Origin of the sequence: Pseudoflavonifractor capillosus, from assembly GCF_016902575.1 — a bacterium.
GTDB classification, from domain to species: Bacteria; Bacillota; Clostridia; order Oscillospirales; family Oscillospiraceae; genus Enterenecus; species Enterenecus capillosus_A.
The window spans coordinates 15028-41010 of record NZ_JACSNZ010000013.1 but is presented as its reverse complement, the minus strand read 5'-3'; the positions used below and the strand labels follow the sequence as shown (position 1 = coordinate 41010).

General features: G+C 51.4%; 27 protein-coding genes and 5 pseudogenes. 31 read left to right on the top strand and 1 reads right to left on the bottom strand.

The window, feature by feature from the left end:
- Positions 1–4 precede the first annotated feature (4 nt).
- From H9X86_RS06360 to H9X86_RS06315, 10 genes and pseudogenes are all read left to right on the top strand, one after another.
- Positions 5–1906 carry an AAA family ATPase gene (locus tag H9X86_RS06360; protein WP_016147286.1) on the top strand — a complete coding sequence of 634 codons (1902 nt, stop codon included), beginning with the start codon at positions 5–7 and terminating at the stop codon, positions 1904–1906.
- Positions 1907–1991: 85 nt separating this feature from the next.
- A pseudogene (locus tag H9X86_RS06355) lies at positions 1992–3485 on the top strand (VirD4-like conjugal transfer protein, CD1115 family); the annotation flags it as partial.
- Between the two features lie 67 nt (positions 3486–3552).
- Positions 3553–3705: pseudogene (locus H9X86_RS06350) on the top strand (Maff2 family mobile element protein); the annotation flags it as partial.
- Between the two features lie 142 nt (positions 3706–3847).
- Positions 3848–4051: pseudogene (locus H9X86_RS06345) on the top strand (helix-turn-helix domain-containing protein); the annotation flags it as partial.
- A 177-nt stretch (positions 4052–4228) separates the two neighbouring features.
- Positions 4229–4753: an RNA polymerase sigma factor gene (locus H9X86_RS06340; protein ID WP_156070841.1), complete on the top strand. Its 525-nt coding sequence runs from the start codon at positions 4229–4231 to the stop codon at positions 4751–4753.
- Positions 4743–5120 carry a hypothetical protein gene (locus H9X86_RS06335; RefSeq protein ID WP_204900717.1) on the top strand — a complete coding sequence of 126 codons (378 nt, stop codon included), beginning with the start codon at positions 4743–4745 and terminating at the stop codon, positions 5118–5120. The genes H9X86_RS06340 and H9X86_RS06335 overlap by 11 nt, the downstream gene beginning before the upstream one ends.
- Entirely contained in the window at positions 5117–6010 is an 894-nt protein-coding gene (locus H9X86_RS06330; protein ID WP_204900716.1) for a zinc-ribbon domain-containing protein, read from the top strand. Before H9X86_RS06335 ends, H9X86_RS06330 begins: the two co-directional genes overlap by 4 nt.
- A 23-nt stretch (positions 6011–6033) precedes the next feature.
- Positions 6034–6408 carry a hypothetical protein gene (locus H9X86_RS06325; RefSeq protein WP_204900715.1) on the top strand — a complete coding sequence of 125 codons (375 nt, stop codon included), beginning with the start codon at positions 6034–6036 and terminating at the stop codon, positions 6406–6408.
- Positions 6409–6567: 159 nt separating this feature from the next.
- Positions 6568–6990, top strand: coding sequence for a sigma-70 RNA polymerase sigma factor region 4 domain-containing protein (locus tag H9X86_RS06320; protein WP_204900714.1), 423 nt, complete (start codon positions 6568–6570; stop codon positions 6988–6990).
- On the top strand, positions 6983–7180 hold the full coding sequence (locus H9X86_RS06315) for a helix-turn-helix domain-containing protein (RefSeq protein ID WP_204900713.1): 198 nt from the start codon (positions 6983–6985) through the stop codon (positions 7178–7180). Before H9X86_RS06320 ends, H9X86_RS06315 begins: the two co-directional genes overlap by 8 nt.
- 69 nt (positions 7181–7249) lie before the next feature.
- Here the strand turns inward: H9X86_RS06315 and H9X86_RS06310 are convergent, their stop codons facing one another.
- The gene (locus H9X86_RS06310; protein WP_204900712.1) at positions 7250–8071 is read right to left on the bottom strand and encodes a helix-turn-helix domain-containing protein; all 822 of its coding nucleotides are present in this window, start codon (positions 8069–8071) and stop codon (positions 7250–7252) included.
- Positions 8072–8604: 533 nt separating this feature from the next.
- On the opposite strand from H9X86_RS06310, the gene H9X86_RS06305 reads away from it, so the two are divergent.
- From H9X86_RS06305 to H9X86_RS06215, 21 genes and pseudogenes are all read left to right on the top strand, one after another.
- Positions 8605–8796: a hypothetical protein gene (locus tag H9X86_RS06305; RefSeq protein WP_182433253.1), complete on the top strand. Its 192-nt coding sequence runs from the start codon at positions 8605–8607 to the stop codon at positions 8794–8796.
- Positions 8797–9135 (top strand): replication initiator protein A, encoded by a 339-nt coding sequence (locus tag H9X86_RS06300; RefSeq protein WP_204900711.1) that lies wholly within the window; start codon positions 8797–8799, stop codon positions 9133–9135.
- Positions 9132–9431, top strand: a complete 300-nt coding sequence (locus tag H9X86_RS06295; RefSeq protein WP_204900710.1) for a DUF3847 domain-containing protein — start codon at positions 9132–9134, stop codon at positions 9429–9431. Before H9X86_RS06300 ends, H9X86_RS06295 begins: the two co-directional genes overlap by 4 nt.
- Positions 9428–9748 carry a transposon-transfer assisting family protein gene (locus H9X86_RS06290; protein WP_204900709.1) on the top strand — a complete coding sequence of 107 codons (321 nt, stop codon included), beginning with the start codon at positions 9428–9430 and terminating at the stop codon, positions 9746–9748. Before H9X86_RS06295 ends, H9X86_RS06290 begins: the two co-directional genes overlap by 4 nt.
- A gap of 333 nt (positions 9749–10081) precedes the next feature.
- Positions 10082–10807 (top strand): hypothetical protein, encoded by a 726-nt coding sequence (locus H9X86_RS06285; RefSeq protein WP_204900708.1) that lies wholly within the window; start codon positions 10082–10084, stop codon positions 10805–10807.
- 101 nt (positions 10808–10908) lie between these two features.
- Complete coding sequence (locus H9X86_RS06280) at positions 10909–11955, top strand: NHL repeat-containing protein (protein ID WP_204900707.1); 1047 nt, start codon at positions 10909–10911, stop codon at positions 11953–11955.
- A gap of 327 nt (positions 11956–12282) precedes the next feature.
- Positions 12283–13872 (top strand): MobQ family relaxase, encoded by a 1590-nt coding sequence (mobQ, locus tag H9X86_RS06275; RefSeq protein WP_204900706.1) that lies wholly within the window; start codon positions 12283–12285, stop codon positions 13870–13872.
- Positions 13873–13943: 71 nt separating this feature from the next.
- A complete protein-coding gene (locus H9X86_RS06270) occupies positions 13944–14588 on the top strand; it encodes a CHC2 zinc finger domain-containing protein (protein WP_204900705.1) in 645 nt (214 codons plus the stop codon).
- 13 nt (positions 14589–14601) lie between these two features.
- Entirely contained in the window at positions 14602–15927 is a 1326-nt protein-coding gene (locus H9X86_RS06265; RefSeq protein WP_204900726.1) for a virulence-associated E family protein, read from the top strand.
- A gap of 253 nt (positions 15928–16180) precedes the next feature.
- The gene (locus H9X86_RS06260; protein ID WP_015514788.1) at positions 16181–16378 is read left to right on the top strand and encodes a hypothetical protein; all 198 of its coding nucleotides are present in this window, start codon (positions 16181–16183) and stop codon (positions 16376–16378) included.
- 6 nt (positions 16379–16384) lie between these two features.
- Complete coding sequence (locus tag H9X86_RS06255) at positions 16385–18049, top strand: recombinase family protein (protein WP_204900704.1); 1665 nt, start codon at positions 16385–16387, stop codon at positions 18047–18049.
- A 91-nt stretch (positions 18050–18140) separates the two neighbouring features.
- Positions 18141–18230, top strand: a pseudogene (locus H9X86_RS06250) (Maff2 family mobile element protein); the annotation flags it as partial.
- A gap of 79 nt (positions 18231–18309) precedes the next feature.
- On the top strand, positions 18310–19164 hold the full coding sequence (locus tag H9X86_RS06245) for a VirB6/TrbL-like conjugal transfer protein, CD1112 family (protein ID WP_204900725.1): 855 nt from the start codon (positions 18310–18312) through the stop codon (positions 19162–19164).
- 15 nt (positions 19165–19179) lie between these two features.
- On the top strand, positions 19180–19566 hold the full coding sequence (locus H9X86_RS06240) for a PrgI family protein (protein WP_204900703.1): 387 nt from the start codon (positions 19180–19182) through the stop codon (positions 19564–19566).
- Positions 19532–21937, top strand: coding sequence for a VirB4-like conjugal transfer ATPase, CD1110 family (locus tag H9X86_RS06235; RefSeq protein ID WP_204900702.1), 2406 nt, complete (start codon positions 19532–19534; stop codon positions 21935–21937). The genes H9X86_RS06240 and H9X86_RS06235 overlap by 35 nt, the downstream gene beginning before the upstream one ends.
- A gap of 31 nt (positions 21938–21968) precedes the next feature.
- Positions 21969–22673: a hypothetical protein gene (locus H9X86_RS06230; protein WP_204900701.1), complete on the top strand. Its 705-nt coding sequence runs from the start codon at positions 21969–21971 to the stop codon at positions 22671–22673.
- Between the two features lie 67 nt (positions 22674–22740).
- Positions 22741–23064, top strand: coding sequence for a hypothetical protein (locus tag H9X86_RS06225; protein WP_204900700.1), 324 nt, complete (start codon positions 22741–22743; stop codon positions 23062–23064).
- Positions 23024–23506: pseudogene (locus tag H9X86_RS13010) on the top strand (DNA cytosine methyltransferase); the annotation flags it as partial. The gene H9X86_RS06225 and the pseudogene H9X86_RS13010, both read left to right, overlap by 41 nt.
- A 16-nt stretch (positions 23507–23522) precedes the next feature.
- On the top strand, positions 23523–23927 hold the full coding sequence (locus H9X86_RS13005) for a hypothetical protein (RefSeq protein WP_430736096.1): 405 nt from the start codon (positions 23523–23525) through the stop codon (positions 23925–23927).
- The gene (locus H9X86_RS13000; protein ID WP_243423658.1) at positions 23924–24082 is read left to right on the top strand and encodes a hypothetical protein; all 159 of its coding nucleotides are present in this window, start codon (positions 23924–23926) and stop codon (positions 24080–24082) included. Before H9X86_RS13005 ends, H9X86_RS13000 begins: the two co-directional genes overlap by 4 nt.
- Entirely contained in the window at positions 24079–25968 is a 1890-nt protein-coding gene (locus tag H9X86_RS06215) for a C40 family peptidase (RefSeq protein WP_430736095.1), read from the top strand. Before H9X86_RS13000 ends, H9X86_RS06215 begins: the two co-directional genes overlap by 4 nt.
- The last annotated feature ends 15 nt before the right edge of the window (positions 25969–25983 follow it).

The window sequence follows — 25983 nt, the reverse complement described above, 5'->3', positions numbered from 1 at the left end:
ATTTTTGTACTACACCCAAGAACAGATAAACCGGGCGAACCAAGCCGACCTTGTTTCTTTCCTGCAATCACAGGGCGAGCAGCTTACCCGCGCCGGGAATGAATACCGCTGGAAACGGCACGACAGCTTGACCGTCCGGGGAAACAAATGGTACAGGCACAGCCAGAGCAAGGGCGGCGGCCCCGTTGATTTTGTCATGGAGTTTTTCGGCAAGAGCTTCACCGAAGCCGTGGAACTTCTCACAGGAGAAAAGGGAGCCGCACCGCCGCCGGACAGACCTTGCCACGCGTCCCTTTCCGACTTCCGGCTACCGCCCCCAAACAACGACAACAGAATAGCGAGGAACTACCTCACAGCAGCCCGCCGCATTGATGATGATGTGACGGGCTTTTTCTTTGCCCGCGGCGATATTTACGAGGACGCAGCCCACCACAACGCCGTATTTGTGGGGCGGGACGAGGACGGAATACCGCGCTACGCCCACAGCAAGGGAACGGCGGGAAACTTCCGGTTTGATGTGAAAGGCAGCGACAAAGCCTTTAATTTCTGCTACCGAGGCGAGGGTGACAGGCTTTTTGTCTTTGAAGCCCCCGTTGACCTGCTCTCTTTCCTCTGCCTGTTCAAAAAGGCGTGGCAGAAGCAGAGCTATTTGTCATTGGGCGGCGTGGGAGAAAAAGCCCTGTTGCGTTTCCTCTCTGACCGCCCGAACATCAAGACCGTTTACCTCTGCCTTGACAGCGACCAAGCCGGAAACGACGCTTGCAGCCGCCTTGCGGAGCTTGTGCCGGAGGGCTTGACCGTCCACCGCCTTGTGCCGCTTTACAAGGACTGGAACGAGGTATTGCAGCACCGGGCAGAAATCACAGACGGGAAGTATATCCGGGAAGCGGTTTACGGATTGAAAGAACCGCCGCAGGAAGAAACCGTCGAGATTATCCGCATGAGCGAGGTTGACACACAGACCGTTGAATGGCTATGGGAGCCGTATATCCCTTTTGGGAAAGTAACCATTGTGCAAGGCAACCCCGGCGAGGGCAAGACCACCTTTGCCCTACGCCTTGCCGCCGCCTGCACCACCGGGGGAACGCTGCCGGGAATGAAGCCCTTGCCGCCATTCCAAGTGATTTACCAGACCGCCGAGGACGGGCTGGGCGATACCGTCAAGCCCCGCTTGATAGAAGCCGAAGCCGACCTTGACCGCGTGCTTGTGATTGATGAAGCCAAACGGGAGCTTACCCTCTCCGACGAGCGCATAGAAAAGGCAATCACGCAGAACGGGGCGCGGTTGATTATCCTTGACCCCATACAGGCGTACATGGGCGAAAAGACCGACATGAACAGGGCAAACGAAGTGCGCCCCATGTTCCGCCGCCTTGCCGATGTTGCCGAGCGTACCGGGTGCGCCGTTATCCTTATCGGACACTTGAACAAAGCCGCCGGAGGACAGAGCGCATACCGGGGCTTAGGTTCTATTGACTTCCGCGCCGCAGCAAGGAGCGTCCTGCTGATCGGGCGCGTGAAGCGGGAGCCGAATGTGCGCGTTATCGTCCATGACAAATCTTCCCTTGCGCCGGAGGGCAAGCCCGTTGCCTTTTGCCTTGACCCGGAAACAGGCTTTTCATGGATAGGCGAATATGACATAACCGCCGACGAGCTGCTATCCGGCGCGGGCGGGAACACCGCCACCAAGACCGAGCAAGCCGAGAAGCTGATACTTGACCTGCTTGCAGACGGGAAAGAACTTGCCAGCGAGGACATTGTAAAGGCCGCAGCCGAAGCCGGAATATCCGAGAGGACGGTACAGAACGCCAAGCGCAACATGGGCGGTATTTTAGGCGCAAGGCGTGTCGGCGGTCAATGGTATAACTTCATCAAGAAGAAGCAGCCACCCGAACCCGCAAGCTGAAAGTGCAAAACGCAGACCCTTTGCACTTTGCACTTTCGCACTTTCACAAGAATTTGCGTCAATAACTCAAAAAAGCACTTGACAAAACGCTTCATGGGGAAACGCCGAAGATATAAAGCCCTACATAGACCCGGATTTCCAAAACAACATCATTTTGACGCAGACGGAACGGCTTACCATGAACAGCCGCCCGAAGCAGCCGAAGTACGCGAGAAATAAGAACGTCGTCGTGATCGGCGGCAGCGGCAGCGGAAAAACAAGATTTTTTGTCAAACCTAATCTAATGCAGCTTCATTCCTCTTACGTCTTAACCGACCCGAAAGGTACGGTTTTGATTGAGTGCGGGAAGCTGCTGCAACGGGCGGGCTACCGCATTAAGGTACTGAATACGATTAACTTCAAAAAATCTATGCACTACAACCCCTTTGTGTATATCCGCAGCGAGAAAGATATTTTGAAGCTGGTAAATACGTTGATAGCGAATACCAAAGGTGAGGGAGAAAAAAGCGCGGAGGATTTTTGGGTAAAGGCAGAACGGCTTTTGTATTGCGCGTTGGTGGGCTACATCTGGTACGAAGCCCCCGCCGAGGAAATGAACTTTATTACCCTGTTGGAACTTATCAACGCCAGCGAAGCCCGCGAGGACGACGAGGAATATCAAAGCCCCGTCGATTTGCTGTTTGCCGACTTGGAAGAACGCGACCCCGACCATTTCGCGGTGAAGCAGTACCGAAAATATAAATTGGCGGCGGGCAAAACCGCAAAATCAATCCTCATTTCTTGCGGTGCGAGGCTCGCTCCTTTTGATATAAAGGAATTGCGCGATCTTATGTCCTACGACGAATTAGAACTTGACACGTTAGGCGACAGAAAAACAGCTTTGTTTTTGATTATGAGCGATACGGACAGCACGTTTAATTTTGTTATCGCTATGCTGCAATCGCAGTTATTTAATCTCTTGTGCGACAAGGCCGACGACGAATACGGCGGCAAGCTGCCGGTTCATGTTCGCTGCCTGTTAGACGAGTTTGCAAACATTGGACAAATCCCGCAGTTTGAAAAATTGATTGCCACAATCCGCAGCCGGGAAATCTCGGCTTCTATCATTCTGCAATCGCAGAGCCAGCTAAAAGCCATTTACAAGGACGCGGCAGAAATCATACTTGACAATGCCGACAGCACCTTGTTTTTGGGAGGGCGCGGGAAAAATGCAAAGGATATTTCGGAGAACTTGGGACGTGAAACAATCGACAGTTTCAACACTTCCGAAAATCGCGGCACGCAGGTTTCTCATGGCCTCAATTATCAGAAATTGGGAAAGGAGTTGATGACACAGGACGAAATCGCAGTTATGGACGGAGGAAAATGTATTTTGCAGTTGCGCGGCGTGCGCCCCTTTTTCAGCGATAAGTACGATATAACGCAGCACCCGAACTACAAATACCTTTCCGACTTCGACAAGAAAAACGCTTTTGACGTTGAACGGTATATGTCCACCCGTCCGGCAATCGTAAAGCCCGACGAACCCTTTGACATATACGAAATAGATTTGTCCGACGAGGACGCAGCCGCCGAATAAAAACGGCGGCATTTTTATTTCCAACAACATTTTTTGAGCCGTTTTAGCGGCAGAAAGCGAGGTTTATATGGATTTATTCAACAGCGCAGTTGACGTATTGCAGACTTTGGTAATCGCGCTTGGCGCAGGACTTGGCATTTGGGGCGGCATTAACCTCATGGAGGGGTACGGCAACGATAACCCCGGCGCGAAGAGCCAGGGCATGAAGCAGCTCATGGCTAAATAGATGTAATCAAGAAAAGAAAGGAAAAGCACAATCCAGACGGAACCGGCGGTTGTGTCAAGAAATGTTTGTGGGATAGCAAGAACTTTGATATAATGGGAACAGGAACCCCGGAACCGGGAGAAAGGCAGGAGGATAAATGCACATAAGCTATAAACCCCTCTGGCACACGTTGGTTGAGCGCAATATGAGGAAAGAGGACTTGCGGCTTGCCGCCGGTCTTACCACGAATATGATTGCTAACATGGGAAAAGGAAAAAATATCAGCATGGAAACGCTGGTTCGTATCTGCGAAGCCCTGAATTGTGGTATCTTAGATGTAATCGAATTAGAGAAGGACGATGAATAATAGCTATTGCTATCTTTCACAAAACACCATAAGAAAAGTTTTCTTTTAATGCCGGGAGTGAAACTACCTACTTCGCCCCGGCATTTTACCTGTAAAAAATTTTTTTGAAAAAAGTGAACCGCATACAAAGTCATGGCGAATATAGGGTGAACGGGCAATGGAGGTGAAACATTGGACGCAAGAGAAATCGAGAAGTGTATTGATGAGTTCGGTACAGATATATATAGATTTTGCCTGAAGCTCTGTATGGACAAATCGGAAGCAGAGGACTTATATCAACAGACTTTTCTAAAGGCGTTAGAAGCTGAATGGACGCTTGACTGGGAACAAAATCCTAAAGCACTGTTTTTTTCATTGACTCATAATCTTTGGAAAAGTGATAGACGAAAACAGGCCCGCCGAAATATGATTGCTCCATCCAGCAATTTGGATGATGAAGCAGAAACAGTCTTACATTCCGAAGAAAGCATTGAAGAAAGCTATTTACAGAAAGAGTTGATTTTAGAAGTTAATCGGATTATCGAAACACTACCAGAAAAAATCCGAATACCGCTGACACTGTTTTATCTTTCTAATTGTTCCGTAGAGCAAATATCAACAATCATTAAGAAACCGCCCGGAACGGTAAAAAGCCGATTGTTTAAGGGAAGAAGTCTGATTAAGAAAAGATTGGAGGAAGCAGGATATGAAAAATGACCTTTTCAATACAGAAATTGATGAAATCATCCGGGCTTCTATGAAACTGGCTGACGAACCAGACCCGGAGTTGAACAACAAACTGAAAGCGACATTGTATCAAAAAGAAGCGGCAATGCAAAAGCAACCCGCCACACGAGGTTTTTCTCTCTGGTATTTGCCGATGATTTTGAATTTAGTTACATTTATTATGCTGGCGGGTGTAGCACTAATAGTAATCAGCAACACTTATTTGTCTTACTTTGCTGCTGGTATCTGTTTCTACATTGGACTGGCTGGCGTTTTGCTTACCATAGTTGGTGTAAAAAGGACAAATATGAAAGAGGATATAACAATCCGTGTTGAGAAAAGAGGTGTATTGGCGTGAATAATACAAAAAAGAATAGACTTCCGCTTTATATTGGTATTCCGGTGATCTTACTGTTGATTTTCCTGCGGTTTGGCCTGTATTTTCTAAAAAGTGATGGCTTTAGCGGTCTTTCTATGCTGCTTCCCATTCTTCTTCTTCTCTTTATCCTTTTTGCCTTGTGTACTGCTGCTTTCTTTGCGGCGTGGGTATATCAAGATTGCAAAAAGCGGGGCGATGACCCGGTGTTATGGGCGATTGTAGTTTTTATCGCAACCCCTTTTATTGGCTTGCTGATTTACTTTCTGCGCCGTTCAGAGATAAAAGCAACGTGTCCTGCTTGCGGGCATCGAATTTCGTTGAAAGCAAAATATTGTGAGGAATGTGGAACACATATTGAAAATAGGGAGGCTAATGGTGTTATGGTAAAACAGGGAACCCATCATTTGAAATTTATTGCTGCGGGTATTGTCAGCATGGTGCTTATGTTGATGTGTTTGACCGGCTTTATCGTCAGTGCTGCTACGGGAAATGGTGTGAATACAAATGTTGCTTCTAACGACCGTGTTTGGAATTTAGGTGTAATTAGCATGAACTCTAACACCTATCTGAATGGTGTCTGGAATTTGGATTTTAGAAGTGCAAGCGATGGCTTTGTGGAAGAACAGGACATGATGATAGATGACGCAGACACCCAAATGCTTCACGCTGATATTTCCTGCGGAACGGTGCCTGAGGGCGCAACACTTGTTTTGTGGTTAGTACAGGGCGAGGTTGTGAAATCCGTTGATGTGACAAATCTGTCCGAACCGCTCGAATATCCGCTGAATGATTTTGAAAATGGAGAAATCCATGTAAGATTGCAAATCAATGGTGTGGAAAATACGATTTCAGAAATCTATGTGAAATAACAAGTTATAACATGGAGAAATTCATGAAAAAATCTAAGGTCATAACATTTATAGGAGGCTTCTATATATTTGGCGGAATTATTTCTTTTTTGTCCTTATTATTTGGGGGCAGTCCGCTGAATACAGTTTTTGCTTTGCCAGATATACCGGATTATATCGTTAAATTTTTGCTTGCTATCATCTATATACCAGCAGGATATTTGTTCCTGAAAAGAGTAAAATTTTCTAACTGGATGATATTGGTATTAGCTGTTTTGACTTTCTGTATAAGCGCAGAATTGACAACAACTTTTAACGCTCAGCCATACATCGGAAATATGTTGTATTCGTTGTTCGTTATCATTGCGACGATAACCAGAAGGAAAGAATTTACCAACAATATCAAATCCACGATATGAAACTCGATTAGCAAAGCCCACCGGAACAGTCAACGGTCAAGATGAACGGCGCATACGCGCCGCCGTTGACAGTCCCACCCGCCTTTGCTGGTAGGCAATCAAGGGGCGACAGCAAGGAGTGCTGCCGCCCCGCACTATTATCAGAGAGGGGGAATTTCCATGACCGAAGATGAAGCCTACAAAGTGCATATCCAGTACACATTCAACGCCTTTTGCAAGATTGTCATTCGCCATGCAGCCATAGATAAAATTTTGAAGCTGCGCCGGAAATGGGAACGGGAAATCTCCCTTGACTATCTGATGAATGAGAAGTTTGTCCAGCTTGCCGAGCCGGAACAGCTTGAAGAATATCTTTTTACCGCCTGCGGCCAGACCGCCGTTCTGTACCATGCGGAACTTGCCGCTGCCCTTGCCCTTTTGCCGGAGCAGACACAGGAAGAAATTTTCCGATATTATTTCCTGCGCCAGCCGCAGCGAGTGATCGGCGTACATATCGGACGGACACGCAGCACAGCGGGGCGGCATATCCAGCTTGCTTTGAAACGGCTGCGGCGGCTCATGGAGGGAAAAGACCATGAGTAAACTTCTCCCCTATGAAACAATCGTCAAGGCGCATGAGGGCGACCCGGAAGCAATCGACACCGTCCTTTCCCACTACGCCGGATATATCCGCTATTTTTCCAAAGTACACGGGCAGGTCAACGCCGAGGTTGAGGAATATGTGAAGCAGCAGCTAATTGCCGCACTATTCAAGTTTCGCTTTGACCGATAATCTGAAAAACTGAATAAAGAAAGCCAAAGCTGCCGTTGCAGGAACACCCATTCCCACAACGGCAGTTTTTCATTTCCACGGCCTGCGCCGGAAGTTCATACCAGACTGTTTTATCAGCGGGGATTTCTTGAACAGCTTCTTCAAAAGGCTTCGTTCCTCTTGTGAGAGCCGCTTATATTTAAGCTGGAACGCCTTGCAGAATATCTCCGTGAATTGCTGAACCCTGTCCCCCGGCGATTGCATGGCCTTTTGTACTTCCCGTATCAGTTCATCTGCGGGCGTGGTATCCGGCGTACTTTCACTGTCATTTTCGTGCGCCTTGCGTATGTCGTGGAGAATGACGTCCCATGTTTTGTGCGTCACATGGCAGAAGAAATCTTCTTCCTCTACCTGACAGGCTTCCAATACTTTGATTGCCCGGTCTGCCGTAGCTTCGGGATGTTCTTCCAGTATCATAGCCCGTAAAGCAGCCAGTGAGCTGTTTGTGTCATGGAAGTGCATGGTTGCTATCCCGTCCACATAGATTTCTGCGTCTGCCAGCAGTTCCCGGAATTTTTCATGGGAGATAATCTCACACAGCAGCCGGTTGTTGAAGCGTTCACTTTTCAGCAGTTCCACGACTTCATCACTCAAATGTAATTCTTCTATCGGCGTGTTTTCATATTTCCGATTGTTGGTAAGGCCGAGCAGATAGTCAACGGACACCTGATAGAAGTCTGCCAGCTTAAACAGGCTGCCGTGATTGATTTCCTTGTATTCATCGTTGTCGTTTTCATAGCTGCCGAGGGCTGATTTTGAAATGCCGGTTTCCTTCGCCAGTTCTTCCAGATTTAAGCCCCGTTCCACCCGTAAATCTTTCAGGCGTTCCTGTACGGAAATGCGGGTTTTCATAGATACATCGCTCCTTCCTGCGGCTGGCTGCCGCCGTCAATTCCATTATACCATACCTGTTCCGCAATCGTGGAAATTTTCGATTTCGGGACGGTTTTCCTACTTTGTGGATATACGGGAGAAGGCTCAAAAATGTGCCATAATGGGCTTAGTTCATCGATGGATTATTCCAATCGAATGACCGGCCTGTATGGGATATGCTCCCCGGCGATGTAGCGCAACGACTTGCGGCAGGGAAATGGAGGAACCATGACCGCAACGAGCGTACCAAAGGGAGCGAAACGCCGTTGTGAGAGCCAGGGGCAGGAACGACATCAGGGAGAACCGGCGAAAATGAACACCGAATTGATACCGAAACACAACAATCCGATAGGGCATAGCCTGCCCTATCCGTAATACTATGGGGGATTTCCGGGCGGCTCTATGGCCGACTTTTCCTTAAAAATCGCCCCGAAACATGACACTAAAATCTGCTATCCGTCTATTGCGGCTGTTACGGCTGAAATGGGCGGATTTTTGTTTAAGGAGGCACCATGCCGAGAATGCCGAAAAAGAGGAAGCTGGAATTGTCCTTCTTCCTCAATGAACGGGGACGGGTAACGTACAACGACCTTTGCCGGAAATGCCAGCGCACTTGCAAGCAGAGTTTCCGGGCGGTCATTGTGGACTGCCCCCATTATCTTTCCAAACGCTCAAAACGAAAAGCAAAGGAGGACACCGATTGAATGGAAGTTGAATTTATGACCGCAGACACCACCCTGCCGCCCTGTATGCCGTTGCCGAGAGCCATGCTGCGGCTCCCAATCAGCAGCACCGCAAAGGTCATGTACGCCCGGATGTTGGATATTGTTTTCCTGTCCGGCATAGAGGACGCCAACGGGATTTTATATATCCATTTCCCCATCGTGGAACTGGCGGCGGCACTTGCCCGCAGCACTATGACCGTGAAGCGTTCCCTGAATGAATTGGAGGACGCTGGACTGATACTGCGAGTGCGTCAGGGCTTTGGGGAACCCAACAAGATATATGTACTCATTCCGGGGAAGGAGGACAGCCGCCTATGAATGAAAAGCTGGAAAAACTCAATCAGGAGATAGAGAAAACGGAAAAGAAGCTGCGGAGGGCGCAGCATGAAGAAAAGATATTGGAACACCAGATAAAGACGTTGACACGGAAGGAACGGACGCACCGGCTTTGTACCAGAGCCGCCATGCTGGAAAGCTACCTTCCCCACCCGGAAGCCATCACGGATGAACAGGTCAGTTTGTTCTTGAAGCTGCTGTTCCGTCAGGACAGCACCCGTCAGCTTATGGAAAAAATGTTCGCCGGAAACGGCACAGAGAAGGAGGGCGCAGAATGAAGATGGATTTTTCAAAAGACGAGTTGGCTATGGTCTATCAGTACGCCGCCGGTACGAAGGAAGAAACCCTTGCGGGGCTGAAAGAAATCGTGCCGGTTATCCGTGACCGGCAGACAAGGGAGATTGTGGAGAGTACCATCCGAAAACTGGACGCCATCCCGGAGCCGGAGTGCCGCCGCTTTATCGCTGACACGAAGCAGCGGTTTATCCAGAAGCGGGACAATTCCATCCGGCGCAGGCTTGCCGAAGCCAAGGCACAGGCGAGGACGGAAAAGCCACATCCCAAGAGAAAAGAGCCAGACCGGGAACGGCCATAATTGCTTCCAGAGCCGCAGCCGTGGACTGCCCCTCTGAAAGAGGGCGCAACTATACACCACCTGAAGGTAGTGGTTGCGCCCTGCCGGGGGCTTCCTGCGGAAAGCGGATGATTGCCCGCAGCGTTCCGGCTCCTGCCAATCATCACAGGGGAAGCTACACTTCCCCTGCGCTGGCTGCCGCCAGCTACCCCTTTGTGGACTTGCCGCCCGGAAACACCTTGCGCTGCAAGCTGTTCCCGTTCAGCAAGTTTTACAATAGGTCGCTATACTTTTCTGAAACAATGAAGTATAATGAAGTCAACGACAAATTGTAATTTGTAGGGGGTGTATGATTTGAAAAAATTGGGAATTTTTTTACTCATCCTATTACTGTTTATATCCTTATCTGGTTGTTCTGAAGTAGTTGAATTAGTAAATGATAAAAATAGTGCAGGTAATCCTTTAAGTGGGAAAAACACAGATGAACGCATTATAATGTGTCTCGAAGAAGAATATCCAGAACATGATTTTGTGGTTGTGGAATCGTTTAATAAAGAAAATGATTTCGGAAAATTTGAAGACGAAAATGGAATAGAGTTCACGGTACATGGTCTGGTCTATGATAATACATATCATTTTGGATGCAGAAACGACTATTTAAAAGTTCTGCTGGAAAGTCAAGATTACCTAAATAAAGTAAGTGATATTGCTGAAGAATATGGGTTCAATGTTGATTATTCAGAGGAAACTATAGGAATTGAGGGCGATGAAAACAAGGACAGTTCTGACTCGATAGTTAGAATTTCTGAAATGATACAAAAAATTCTAAACAGCGTTGATACTCCGCAAATTATGTACCCTAAAGAAGCAGGAAGTTTCTCTACTGGTGAAATAAACTATTATAGTATCCCATGTTGGGGGCAATTAACTTGTCTATATCATATACAAGGTCATTCAGCAGTAATGACATTTCGTTTTGGAGATGAAAGCATAACGGAAGAAAATATTCAAGATATAGTAACAGAGGCAATAGAGCAGACCGAAAAAAATATCGAAGAAGATGAATTAAGCAAATCCTAAGTTGTTGGGCTAAAATTCTACGGATATATTGAGAGGAAGTATTAGAGGTGAATTTAAGGTAAAGTATGTAGAGTTTCCTATCTTTATAAGGAGGAACTTAAATGCGTAGATATATACTGATTTCTTTATTGCTCATATTCTTAATGGTGCTTTCTGGGTGCATCAATGATGAGAAAACTCAAGAAACGATACCGGATAATTATACTATCGGTGTGGTTCGCACAATAGGCAATAAGAATAGTACTGATATACTCTATTTTGATGAAAATTTGAAGCAAACCGGCATTACACATTATAATTATGCTACAATGGGAGAACTTTTTTATAGCCCGATAGTTTATGATGGGTTTTTATATATTGTTCCACAAGGACAGGCAAATAAGAAGGATGAAAAAACTATTCTTCAACTGGATTTAGACACTTTGGTACAACAAGAGTATCCTTTAGACCAAATTGCGATATATGGGCTAAGTGTAAATTCATCGGCAATTTACGCTGCCAACAATATTAACGGGAAATCTTTCATAAGCCGGATTGATAGGGCAGATAAAACTGTAGAAACCGCAATATATGATGACCTATACATTTCCATTGTGTATTTTTATCAAGATAGATTGTATGCTTTTTCAAGCCAAAGTACGTCATCTGGAATAAAAGGAGCGTTACACTGTCTTGATCCTATAACACTGGAAGAGGTGGAAAGAATTGATATTTCTGAATTTGGAAGTGATGTTTATTCCGTGACAGGTGTCGGCAATATTTTATATTTTGCGCCAAGCGTAAATTCACAGGATACATTTAATCAAGTTGTATATGCCTATAATATTTCCACTGAAGAAATTAGTGCAATAAAGTTTCCGGAGGATGTTTTTCATATCGTGAATATGGATGATAAGTTATATGTTACGCATGGAAATTTGGTAACAGGAGAAGGTACTACGCTATCTGTTTACACAACCGACATAGGAGAAATCAACACCTATGACTTGAATATGTGGCCAGGGCAAATCACAATAAAAGATAATGCTCTTTATGTTATGGGAGCCGATATAGTTGCAAAATTCGACTTACAAACATTGGATAAGCAGGCGGAAGCAAGTATTCCATTGAATGATGGGTATTACTTGTCAAATATTTTTTCAAATTGAAATAATGATTGTTTATCATATGGAGATGAAAAGCAAATGTAAATGGATTAGCTGTGTTTCTACAAGGAAAAGCATGGAACTCTTTTGTAGAGGATCTTACCCAAAAGGAGAAATCAGAGGATGAAAAGTAGTTTACAATTATAGAAGTATTTAGCTATATTTTTCGGGAAGTTGAAAAAGTGACAAATCCTAATTTATCGGGCCACCCTGACCCGAACTTTCAAAACTGAATACCAGCCGCCACCGGCGGCACCACCGAGCAGGAAATCTTGAAACAGGTTCCCTGCTCTTTTTATGCCCGGACGCCGGGAGAAAGGAGGACATTGCTTGCCATGCCCGCACTTTGATGTGAAAGTTATCCAGCGCAGCAAGCGCCAGTCAGCCGTTGCGTCTGCCGCCTACCAGAGTGGGGAACGGCTGTTTTCCGAATACGACCAGAAACAGAAATACTATTCCCATAAAAGCGAAATCGTCCACACCGAAATCATTCTGCCGCCCCATGCCCCGCCGGAGTACGCAGACCGGAATACTTTGTGGAACGCCGCCGAAGCCATAGAAAAACAATGGAACTCCCAGCTTGCCCGGAGGTTCGTGCTTGCCATACCGAGGGAACTTCCCCGGTCACAGTACGCCGACCTTATCCGGGACTACTGCCGGGAGTTTTTCGTTTCCAAGGGCATGATTGCCGACTTTGCCATCCATGACAAGGGGGACGGAAATCCCCACGCCCACATCCTTCTTACCATGCGGGCGATGGACGAAACCGGAAAATGGCTCCCTAAAAGCCGGAAGGTCTACGACCTTGATGAGAACGGCGAGCGTATCCGGCTTGCGTCCGGCAGATGGAAAAGCCACAAGGAGGACACCGTGGACTGGAACGACCAGAAGTACGCCGAGATATGGCGGCAGGGCTGGGCTGATACGGCGAATCGCTATCTGGAAGCCATCGGCAGCCCGGAGCGCCTTGACCTTCGCTCCTATGCCAGACAGGGGATTGATAAAATCCCCACCGTCCACATGGGGCCAGCGGTCAGCCAGTTGGAGAAGAAAGGCATACAGACCAACATCGGCAACCTGAACCGGGACATCAAAGCCGCCAATTCCCTCATGCAGTCTATCCGGCAGATGGTACGCAGCTTAAAGGGCTGGCTGTCCGGCCTGAAAGAGAAAAAGGCGGCGCTGCTGGAAGCGCTGGAACAGGCCAAGGAGCCGACCATCCCCGAACTGCTTTCCCGGTATCTGGATATGCGGAGCGAGGAACGTACCGGCTGGACTTCCAAGGGGAAGCTAAGGGGAACCGTTGGCGATTTCAACAAGGTCATGGAAGCACTTGACTTCCTGCGGCAGAAAGAAATTTCCACCGTGGAGAGCCTTGACGCTTATCTGGATAAGGTCAGCGGGGAGATACTTTCCGCCAAGACCGCCATTAAAAAATCGGAACGCCGGATAAAGGCCATTGATACCACGCTTTCTCACCTTGCCAACCACGGAGCCTACAAAGAGGTTTACAAGAAGTACGCTTCCATCGGCTGGAAAACCCGGAAGGAGAAGTTTGCCGCCGAACATCGGAAAGAACTGGACGCCTACCTTGCCGCCAACCGTTTCCTCAAAGCCCATCAGAAGGAACAGCCCTTCGATACGAAAGAGTTGAAGAAGGAACGGACGCAGCTTTCCGGGGAACTGTCTGAAAAGAATGAGGGATTGCAGGCGGTTCAGGAAGATATGAAGCTGCTGCGGGATGTACGGAACTGGATAAACCAAGTGCTGCCGCCGGAGCAGCGCCGAGCCGTGGCGGAGCCGGGAAAGAAACCGTCCCTCAACGAACAGTTAAGCTGGAAGATAGAGGGCGTGAAGCAGCGGGAAGAACAGAAACGCCAGCAGCCCCGCCGCCAGCAAAAACAGGATATGGAACTTTAACCAATCAGGCGCTTGCCATTTTCCACGTGAGAATGACAGGCGCTTTTTCTATTTTCAGGAGGATTTGCCTATTGAACGTATTTGAAGCCGTGAAGCAGTCTGTTACCACCCGGCAAGCCGCCGAGCATTACGGTATCCGGGTAGGAAGAAACGGGATGTGCGTCTGCCCCTTCCATGACGATAAAAACCCCAGCATGAAGGTTGACCGGCGCTTCCACTGTTTCGGCTGTCAGGCAGACGGGGATGTGATTGACTTTGTTTCCCGTCTGGAAAACGTCAGCCCCAAGGAAGCCGCCCTCATGCTGGCGCAGGACTTCTCCATCCCCTATGAGGACAGGGAGCCACCCGGCAGGAGCCGCCGCCCCCATCCCCGGCAGGAAAGCCCGGAGCAGCAATTTCGGCGCATGGAGCGCCACTGTTTCCGGGTACTGTCCGATTATCACAATCTGCTGCGCCGCTGGAAGCGGGACTATGCCCCCAAGACGCCGGAGGAAGAGTGGCACCCGCTTTTCGTGGAAGCCTTGCAGAAACAATCCCATGTGGAATATCTGCTGGATGTGCTGCTGTTCTCCGACATAGGGGAACGGGCTGCCCTGATTGCCAGCTACGGAAAGGAAGTGAGGAACCTTGAACGGAGAATGGCAGACCTTGCCGCCAGAACTGCGGCAGGCCGTGACGGATACCATCGAAGCCGCACCCCCGCCCCGGAGCGTTGAGGAAGTAAAGGCCATGCTGGAGGGCACCGAGAAAGGCGGCGTGCGGAACAGTATCCACAACTGCCTGACCGTGTTCCAGTATGACCCCGTCCTTTCCGGGGCGGTTGCGAAAAATCTCCTGACCGAGCGCATTGACCTTCTAAAGCCCATCGGCAGGAAACGCAGAACCGGCAGCAAGGCCATGACCGACACAGATATGAAATATATCCGGCTGTATCTGGAAGATACCTACGGCCTGACCAGCGAGAAAAAGATAGCAGACGCCGCCGATCTGGCCGCAGACGCCAACAGCTACCACCCCATCCGGGACTACCTGAACGGCCTTGTCTGGGACGGGAAAGAGCGTATCCGCTACTGCCTGCGGCACTTTCTGGGAGCCGACACGGACAACTTCACTTACCATTCCCTGCGGCTGTTCCTGCTGGGAGCCATCCACCGGGCTTTCTGCCCCGGCTGTAAGTTTGAGGTCATGCTCTGTCTGGTTGGCGGTCAGGGAGCCGGGAAATCCACCTTCTTCCGGCTGCTGGCCGTAAAAGACGAGTGGTTTTCCGATGATTTGCGGAAGCTGGACGATGATAACGTGTACCGCAAGTTACAAGGCCACTGGATAATTGAAATGTCGGAGATGATTGCCACCGCCAACGCCAAGAGCATAGAGGAAATCAAGTCATTTTTAAGCCGCCAGAAGGAGGTCTATAAAATCCCCTACGAAACCCACCCGGAGGACAGGCTGCGGCAGTGCGTGTTCGGCGGGACTTCCAATGCGCTGGACTTCCTGCCCCTTGACCGTTCCGGGAACCGGCGCTTCCTGCCGGTCATGGTCTACCCCGGACAGGCCGAGGTACACATTTTGGACGATGAAGCCGCTTCCAGAGCCTATATCGAACAGGTATGGGCGGAAGCCATGACAACCTACAAAAGCGGCGATTTCAAGCTGTCTTTTACCCCCGAAATGATACAGTACCTCAAAGAACACCAGCGGGATTTCATGCCGGAGGACACCAAGGCCGGGATGATACAGGCATACCTTGACCGCTACACCGGCAGCGCCGTTTGCTCCAAGCAGCTTTTCAATGAAGCCCTAAACCACCCCTTTGACGAGCCGAAACAATGGGAAATCCGGGAAGTCAACGACATCATGAACCACTGTATCACGGGATGGAAGTATTTCTCCAATCCCCGGATATTTGAAGGATACGGCAGGCAAAAGGGCTGGGAACGGGAATCAAATCCAAAAGCGGCTGACGCTTTTGGATTGGCAACGGGCGCTGACAACGGGCGTGAAAAAACGCCGGACGGATTTGTGGAAGTGACCGAGCAGATGGAACTTCCCTTCTGAAAAATCCGGGAAAATCACAGCCGGTTGCCGACCCCGTTGCTATCCCGTTGCCGAGCCGGTTGCCGGGAAAAAGCCCGTAACTGCGGGCTTTTCTCCCCTCTGACAACCAAAGCAACAGAAAAATAAAAGAAAAAGTAAATAAACAGTAACCCGCCAGACAGAGATTGTTTTCGAGGTTTTTTGAAGCCCGTTGCCGGACTTCGTTGCCGACCCTCTCCTGTCTGGCTTATTTCATTTATGGAGGTAACTGCCTATGGCAAAAAACAAAACTGAAATCCATGTCACAACGGTATTTGACGGCGAACTGGACGCTACGGACGTTTTCGTGAGCCTGATTGCACAGAAATACAGCCAGAGAAATGATAAAGAATATCTTGCGAAAAAGCAAGATTTAGAGTATAATAAAGACAAGGTTCAGCATGACCGTGTTCCGTCTGGATTGTGCGGGTAAACGGTTATGATGAACGGAATGGAATATACAGGCATGGACGCAATACTGGCGGGCAGCTTCCGGGCGGCTATTTATTGCAGGCTTTCCAAGGACGATGACCTTGACGGGGAGAGCGCCAGCATTGCAAACCAGCGGGATATGCTGGAAAACTACTGCGAAAAGCAGGGATGGGAGGTTGTTGCAGTCTATCAGGACGATGGCTACACGGGGCTGAACATGGAGCGCCCCGACCTGAAACGGATGTTGAAAGCCATCGAGCGCAGGCAGATAAACCTTGTGGTCACGAAAGACCTATCCAGACTGGGTAGGAATTACTTGCAGACCGGCTTCCTGATTGAAGATTTCTTCCCCCGCCACGGCGTCCGGTATATCGCCATGAATGACGGTATCGACACCATGCGGGACAACAACGACATTGCGCCGTTCAAGAACATCCTCAACGAGATGTACAGCAAGGATATTTCCAAGAAGGTTCATTCCTCTTATCTGCTGAAAGCGCAGAAAGGCCAGTTTACCGGCTGCCTTGCCCCCTTCGGCTACCAGAAAGACCCGGAGGACAAAAACCACCTGCTGATTGACGAGGAAACGGCTCCCATTGTCCGGCGTCTGTTTGCGTGGGCGCTGGAAGGACACGGCCCCAACTACATCCGGCGCAGGCTGGAAGAAGAAAAAATCCCCTGCCCGACCTACTGGAACCGGGTACGGGGGCTGCGGAACGTGTCAACCAAATGGGAAAAGAAAGACCCGGTAAACGGGCGGTATATGTGGGATTTCTCCGTGATTAAGGACATCCTGATGAACCCCGTCTACACCGGCGCTATCGCTTCCCAGAAGAAGGAATACCGCTTCAAAATCGGCACCATCGGGGAGAAGAAGCCGGAGGACTGGATTGTGGTGGAGAACCAGCATGAGCCGCTTGTTGACCGCAAGACCTTTGACATCGTGCAGCGCAAGCTGAAATCCCGGCAGCGCCCCCGCCAGACCGGGGAAATCAGCCTGTTTGCGGGGCTTATCAAGTGCGGCGAGTGCGGGAAGTCGCTGACGATCCGCTACACCAACGACAAGCACCCGAAGCAGATTTATTCCTGTAAGACCTACAACGCCTACGGGAAACAGCACTGTACCCAGCACCGGGTTGAGTACGACACCCTTTACAGCCTTGTACTGAACAAAATCCGGGAGTGCGCCAGAGCCGCCCTGATGGACGGGGAAGCCGTTGCCGGGAAGCTGACCGATACCTGCGAAGCAGAGCAGAAAGGCCAGCGGGAAGCATTGGAGCGTTCCCTTACCAAAGACGAGGAACGGATTGACGTTCTGGAAAAGATGGTGCTGCGGCTGTATGAGGACATGGTTGCCGGACGTATCAGCGAAGCGAACTTCAATCTGCTGATGGAAAAGACGCAGGCGGAACAGGCCGAGTTGAAGGCAAGGGTTGAGGAAGGCCGGAAAAAGCTGGCCGATGAAATCCGGCTTGCGTGTGACGCCCGCCAATGGGTGGAAGCCATTCAGGAATACGCCGACATCACGGAACTGGACGCTGCCACCCTTAACCGCCTGATTAAAGAAATCGTTGTCCATGAGAGCATAGACAGCGATAAGACAAGACACATTTCTATCGAAATTCATTTTAATCTCAAACCCATCCCGGAAGTGGAGCAGGTCACAGCCTGACCTGCCCCGCCGGGGCGGTTCTTAAAAAACTCCATAGATATTTTTTGACACGCCGCCGCCCGCCATCGAGCCGGTTTCCTACACCTATTTGGGTATGAAACAGCTCATGGCGGGCGGCGGTGTTGCCCTCATCGGCATCACCCTGATCCCCCTGCTGTCCGGTCTGCTGTCCACCACCTGATGTTGCTCTAAACCCGGCGGGGGCTTTCGCTTCACAGCGAGAGCCCCCGCAAAGGAGGTGATCTCCCTTGATATTGGATATGATCCAGGAGTGGTTCAAGGAACTGCTCATTGACGGTATCATTTCAAACCTGACCGGGATGTTTGATACCCTGAACACAAAGGTGGGCGAGATCGCCGGGGAGGTCGGCATGACGCCCGCCGCCTGGAACAGCAGTATCTTCAACATGATCCGCAACCTCTCGGAAACGGTGATCGTCCCCATCGCGGGCATCATCCTCACCTTCGTCATGTGCTACGAGCTGATCCAGCTCATTATCGAGAAGAACAACCTCCACGACTTTGACACCTGGATTTTCTTCAAGTGGATTTTCAAAACTTTTTGCGCGGTGCTGATCGTCACGAACACATGGAACATTGTTATGGCGGTGTTCGATGTGGCGCAGAATGTGGTCAGCCAGTCGGCGGGGGTCATCATCTCGGACGCGGGCATCGACATTTCCGGCGTGGTTGGCGATCTGGAGACCCAGCTTGCCGACTGGAGCGTGGGCGCCCTGCTGGGGCTGTGGTTCCAGAGCGTGTTCGTGGGGCTGTGTACGCAGATACTTTCCATCTGTATCTTCCTGGTGATCTACGGCAGAATGATTGAGGTGTATTTGGTCACCTCAATAGGGCCGATTCCCTTTGCCACGATGGTCAACCGGGAGTGGGGCTCCACGGGGCAGAACTATCTTCGCTCCCTGCTGGCTCTGGGCTTCCAGGCTTTTCTCATTATGATTTGTGTGGGCATCTATGCGGTGCTGGTGGAGGGCATTTCCACATCCGGCGACAACATATCCGCGGCCATCTTGGGCTGCATGGGCTATACGGTCCTGCTGTGCTACACCCTGTTCAAGACCGGCAGCCTTGCAAAATCTCTGTTTGGTGCCCACTAAAGGAGGTGTGAAATATTGGCTTATGTAACGATCCCGAAGGACCTGAGCCGGATACAGAGCAAGGTCCTGTTCGGGCTGACCAAACGACAAGTAATTTGTTTCGGAGCGGCGGCGCTGGTAGGCGTGCCGCTTTTCTTTTTGGCAAAGGCGAGTCTGGGAACCACCACGGCGGCGCTGTGCATGATCCTGGTGATGCTGCCCTTTTTCCTGTTCGCCATGTATGAGAAGAACGGACAACCGCTGGAGGTGTTCCTGGGCCATCTGATTCAGAACAAATTCATTAGCCCGAAGGTGCGCATCTACCAGACCAACAATCTCTATTCCGCCCTGGTGCGGCAATCCCAACTGGAACAGGAGGTAAAGCGGATTGCGAGAAAAGGCAGAAAGACCGGCAAAGCGTAAGCTCACCCGTGCCGAGCGCAAGCAGATCGAGGCGGTGATCCGGCAGGCAAAGGGCAACGGAAAAGCCCACACCGTGCAGGACAGCATCCCGTTTCAGAATATGTTTCCCGACGGCCTGTGCAGGCTGGAGGGCGGCGCCTTCTCCAAGACCATCGCCTTTGAGGATGTAAATTACCGCCTGGCAGGGCCGGAGGACCAGCGGAGCATCTTTGAAAGCCTCTGCGATTTCTACAACGGCTACGATCCCTCCATCGGCGTCCAGGTCTCTTTGGACAGCCGCAGCGGAGGCAGCGCCGCCGATGAAATGTTCGGTATCACCCGGCAGGGCAATAACCTGGACCCCATCCGGGACGAGGCGGTGGACATCCTGCGGATGCAGTACCGGCGAGGCAACAACGGCTATGTGAAAACCAAGTATGTGACCCTGACCATCGAGGCGGAGAACCTTCCCGCAGCGAGGGCCCGGTTTGCCCGCATTGAGACCGACACCCTCAACCGCTTCAAGGTCATGGGGGCGGCGGCTCATGTGCTGGACGGAAAGGAACGGCTGGAGCTGCTTTACAACATTCTCCACCCGGAGGGTGGGCAGTTCGCCTTTGAATGGGATTGGCTCCCGGCCAGCGGCCTTTCGGTGAAGGACTTCATCTCTCCGTCCTCCTTCCACTTCGGGGAGACCCGTACCTTCCGCATCGGCAGGCGGTACGGGGCGGTGTCCTTCCTGCAAATCCTGGCGCCGGAGATGCACGACCGTATCCTCACCGACTTCATGGAGGCGGACGGGAATATCATGGTGACCATGCACATCCGGGGCATCAACCAGAACGAGGCCATCAAAATGGTCAAGCGGAAGATCACCGACCTGGACGCCATGAAGATACAGGAGCAAAAGCGGGCGGTGCGCAGCGGCTACGATATGGACATACTCCCCAGCGACTTGTCTACTTATGGCGGCGCGGCGAAGGACCTTCTCACCGACCTGCAATCCCGCAACGAGAGAATGTTCAACATGACCTTCCTGGTGCTGCACACGGCGGAAACCCGACAAAAGCTGGAGATCGCCGTATCCCAGGCGGCCAGCGTTGCCCAGACCTACAACTGCCTTCTGACCCGGCTGGACTTCCAGCAGGAGGACGGGCTTATGAGCAGCCTTCCCCTGGGGCTCAACCGCATCAAGATTGAACGGAGCCTGACCACATCGGCCCTGGCGGTGTTTGTCCCCTTCGTCACCCAGGAGGTGTTCATGGGCGGCGACGCCATGTACTACGGCCTCAACGCTCTCTCCAACAACATGATCCTGCTGGACCGCAAGCAATCTCGCTGTCCCAACGGCCTTGTGTTCGGCACGCCCGGCAGCGGTAAATCCATGAGCTGCAAACGGGAAATCACCTTTATCATGCTGATGACCCAGGACAATGTCATCATCTGCGACCCGGAGGACGAGTATTCGCCCCTGGTGAAGCGGCTGGGCGGCCAGGTGATCCGGTTGTCCCCGTCCAGCACCGACTATGTGAACCCGCTGGACATCAACCTCAACTATTCCGAGGAAGAAAACCCGCTGGCGCTGAAATCCGACTTTGTACTGTCCTTCTGTGAGCTTATCATGGGCAGCAAGACGGGGCTGGAGGCCATCGAGAAAACGGTCATCGACCGGGCTGTGCAGATGATTTATCAGCCCTACTTTTCCGACCCACAGCCAGAGAATATGCCGATTTTGGGCGACCTGATGAACGCCCTGCTGTCCCAGCACATCCCGGAGGCTGACCGGGTGGCCCAGGCGCTGGATCTGTATGTGAACGGTTCGCTGAACTTCTTCAACCACCGCACCACCGTGGACATCTCCAACCGCCTGGTCTGCTTTGACATCAAGGGCCTGGGCAAGAACCTGAAAAAGCCGGGGATGCTCATTGTTCAGGATGCGGTGTGGAACACCGTCACCATCAACCGTGCCATTGGACGGTCTACCTGGTATTTCGTGGACGAGTTCCACCTACTGCTGAAGGAGGAACAGACCGCGGCATACAGCGCCGAGATTTGGAAGCGATTCAGAAAGTGGGGCGGCATCCCCACCGGGGTGACCCAGAACCCCAAAGACCTGCTTTCCTCCCCGGAGATCGAAAACATTCTGGAAAACAGCGACTTCATCTATATGCTCAACCAGGCGGCGGGCGACCGGAAGATACTGGCGGAGCGGCTGAACATTTCGTCGGAGCAGCTTGCCTATGTGACCAACTCCGAGCCGGGCCACGGGCTGCTGTTCTTCAACAATGTCACCCTGCCCTTTGCGGATGACTTCCCGAAGGATACTGAACTTTATAAACTGCTCACCACCAAGCCCAGCGAGGTGGAACATGACAAACCAAGAGGAGAGTGATATAATCCATACATAGCAGGAGGTGGATGTCATGAATTTGAGTATTGTTTTGACCGACTTTCTAGAAAAGCAGGGAATACTTAAAACATATAGATTCATTCCTACCAATAAGTGGAATCGTGTAGTCGTTGATAGAATTGACGATATTGACTCTGATGTTAAAGGCAATACAGATCAGGATATTGGTTTGCTCAGAGTATATAACTCTGATAAGTGCCAATTAATCACCACCTCTTGCAAGATCAAGAATTTCGAGCAACAACAAAATAGCTGTATTAGTTTCCAGTTTGAACATATGTATGTTCCAGTCGAAACCTCAAGGTATGGCGGTTGTGGAGAGTACAGTTTTATTCTTCCTTTTGGATTTAGATTGACTGACTTACATATTGTCGATCCTTTTGATAAATCCTCTCCAAACATCGAAGAGAAGAAACATTTTAGATATAACATTTACTGGGATGCTCAAAAGAAAATCCAAGCGGTTCAAATGACACTTCTTTCAAGCCGCGGCAGTTTTTCTTTTATCGTCAAAGGTGTGGCAGAGGAATACAATCAAGAGTCTATATATTTACCATGCGTTGAGAATGATATTGTTCTTGACCGGGATCTTTCGGAGAGATGCTTTGATAGTGGCATTAAAAAATCATTTTGGCGCAATTTGAAAGATTCTATAATCCTCGAACCCAATTTTAACGGAATTGGTATCGATCTAAAGAGTTTGTTCAAAAAACAGTAAGGGATTTACTAACCTGCCTCAACCGAGGCGGGTTTTCTTATGCCCAAAATTCAGAAAGGAGCACGATATGGAACAGGAAAAGTTGTATGTCATCGAGGAAAAGACCTACGAAGCCCACATCGACGAGGAAGTGCATCTCTACGGGCTACTCCACCAGCTTGCCTTCCTTGCCGGGAAGATCAAGGACCGGCGGGACATGGAGAACCTGATCGACACCGCCCAGCGGTACGGCGAGATCGTCGACCAGATGTTTGACCGCTGGAGCATCCCCGGCCGCTACTTGGTATTTGGCGACAAGGCCGACCTCGCCCGGCTGAAGGCCCTGGAGCTGTGCGAACTAGACGCCTTCTATGTGGACTGCGAGGACGACGAGGATCAGCCTCATGCCTGACCGCCTCACCCATGTCAGCCTCTTTTCCGGCATCGGCGGGCTGGACCTGGCGGCGGAGGCGGCGGGCTTTGAAACGGTCTGTCAATGCGAATGGGCGGACTATCCCTATTCCATCCTGCAAAAGCATTGGCCGGATGTGCCGAAGTTTCGGGACATCACCACATTCACGAAGGAGGCGTTTTTTGAGAAAACAGGACTTGAAACCATCACCATCCTCTCCGGCGGATTCCCGTGCCAGCCCTTCTCCACCGCAGGAAAGCGGCGGGGTTTTGAGGATGAACGCTACCTGTGGCCGGAAATGTGCCGCGTTATTGCCGAACTGCGGCCCCGTTGGGTGCTTGGGGAAAATGTTGCTGGCTTCATCAATATGGGGCTCGACAAAACGATTTTTGACCTGGCAAAAGCGGGATACGCTGTTCTCCCATTCGTATTTCCGGCTTGCGGCGTCGGCGCATGGCATGAGCGCCAGCGAACTTTTATCGTCGCGGCTGATGTTTCCCACACCCCTTGCCTCCGACAAATCCACGGGGCGGGACGCTGCCAACCTGGATGTGTACCTGTCGGACAACGGGATATTCCGCAAACGGAACAAGGACGGGACGATTTGGAGCCTGTCCCTGTCGGCGGCGGTGTTCTATCTGACCCCGGCGGCGTCGGAGGGCTACCGTTCCACCCTGAAACCGGCGGCCTTCCGGGACAAATCCCCGACCTCCAACCTGTCGGCTCAGGTGATCCGGCAGGAGCAGCCCCTTTCCGAGAAAGCGGCGCTGAACCCGGACTGGGTGGAATGGCTCATGGGATTCCCCCCGAAATGGACGGACGCATCCTATGGCGTGCCGAGCCCGAAGGAGTCCCCCGTATGACTGAGGACACCGACAACCGGGCGCTGCGGCTGAAAACCCTGGGGAACGCGGTCTGCCCGCCCCAGGCCTATCCCATTTTCCAGTACATCGCCATGATCGAAACCGGGGCGTGTGTCAATATCTGCCCCTATGGAACAGGAGGTGACGCACCCTGAAAGAATGGAAAGCCCCTGAAAAGGAGGCGCAGAAGATGACCCGTGACGGGGCGGTATCCGTCAATCTGGTCACGGGCGAGACCACCTATCCCTCTGACCGCGCGCCGGAGCAGGACCATTCCGCATCCGACGACGCGGCGGGCACCGCCGGGAAAGCGGTGGACCGTGCGGAACTGCACTGGGAACAGGCAGCAGCCAAGAAAAAGCGCCGGAAACAGCGCAGAACCTACCGGGAGGGCGAGGCGGCGGCAAGCCGCCCATCCTCCCGATTGCAGTTTTCCGAGGCAGACCGGGCGGCGCCGGAGCTGCAAGGGGTCATTCGCAAGTCGGATAAGGCGGCGGACCGGCTGGGCGCGGCAAAGGCTGCTGTTCCGTCCAAACCGCCATCCCCCCAGCATACCAATCCGCTGTCCCGCCCCATCCAGGAGGCGGGCGCCGCCATCCACGGCAAGGTCCGGGAGGTGGAGCAGGAAAATTCCGGCGTCCAGTCGGGCCACCTGGGGGAACGCAGCTTTGAGAAGGCTGTGGGCTATGGAAACCGCCGTGTCCAGAACTGGCGGGCGGAACGCAAGCTGAAACCCTGGCGAGACGCGGCAAAGGCGGAGCAGTCGGCGGTCAAGGCCAATGCGGATTTCTACTATCGGAAAGCCGTGGCGGAGAACCCCCAACTTGTATCCAATCCCATCTCCCGCCTGTGGCAGAAACGAAAGCTGCAAAAGCAATATGCGGCGGCATACCGGGCGGCGGGCAAGACCGCCCAAGCCGGGAAAACAGCAGAGGCCACGGCAAAGGCGGCCAAGAAAACCGCCCAGGAGTCCAAGCGCACCGCCCTTTTCCTGAAACGGCATTGGAAGGGAGCGCTGATCGTGGGCGGCATCGGCCTTCTGCTGGTGATGCTGCTGGGCTCCCTGCAATCCTGTTCCTCCATGTTCGGCGGCGGGGTGTCTAATATCATGGCATCTTCCTATCTCTCCGAGGATTCCGATATGCTGGCAGCGGAAGAAGCCTACTGCGCCAAAGAGGATGAATTGCGGGAGTACCTGGATACCTACGAGACCACCCACGACTATGACGAGTATCACTTCGACCTGGACGAGATCGAACATGACCCCTATGTGCTGGTTTCCATTCTGTCGGCTCTCCATGATGGGGTGTTCACCATCGACCAGGTACAGGGTGACCTTCAAACCCTCTTTGACAAGCAATACATCCTCACCGAAACCGTGACCACGGAGACCCGGTATCGGACGGAGACACGGACGGACAGCGAGGGCAATGAGTATGAGGTGGAAGTTCCGTACACCTGGTATATCTGTACCGTGACATTGGAGAACTTCGACCTCTCCCATGTGCCGGTCTATATGATGGGCGAGGATCAGCTTTCCTTGTACGCCACCTATATGTCCACCCTGGGCAACCGCCCCGATCTGTTCCCGTCCTCCGGGTATGTGAACAAGTACATTGAAAACCCGCCCACCGCCTGGGAGATTCCCGCTGAATACCTGACGGACGAACGGTTCAACACCCTTATCACCGAGGCGGAAAAATATCTGGGCTATCCCTATGTGTGGGGCGGCAGCAGCCCCAGCACCTCTTTTGATTGCAGCGGCTTCGTCAGCTATGTGTTGACCAACAGCGGCCTGTGCAATACCGGGCGGCTGGGCGCTCAGGGGCTCTACAACATTTCCACCCCGGTATCCGACCCCCAGCCCGGCGATCTGGTGTTCTTCGTGGGGACCTACGATACAACCGGCGTATCTCATGTAGGCATCTATGTGGGCGACGGGATGATGCTGCATTGCGGCGACCCCATCCAGTATTCCAACTTGAACACAAGTTACTGGCAATCCCATTTCTACGCATACGGCAGGCCGCCGTACAACTGATGGAGGTGATGAAAC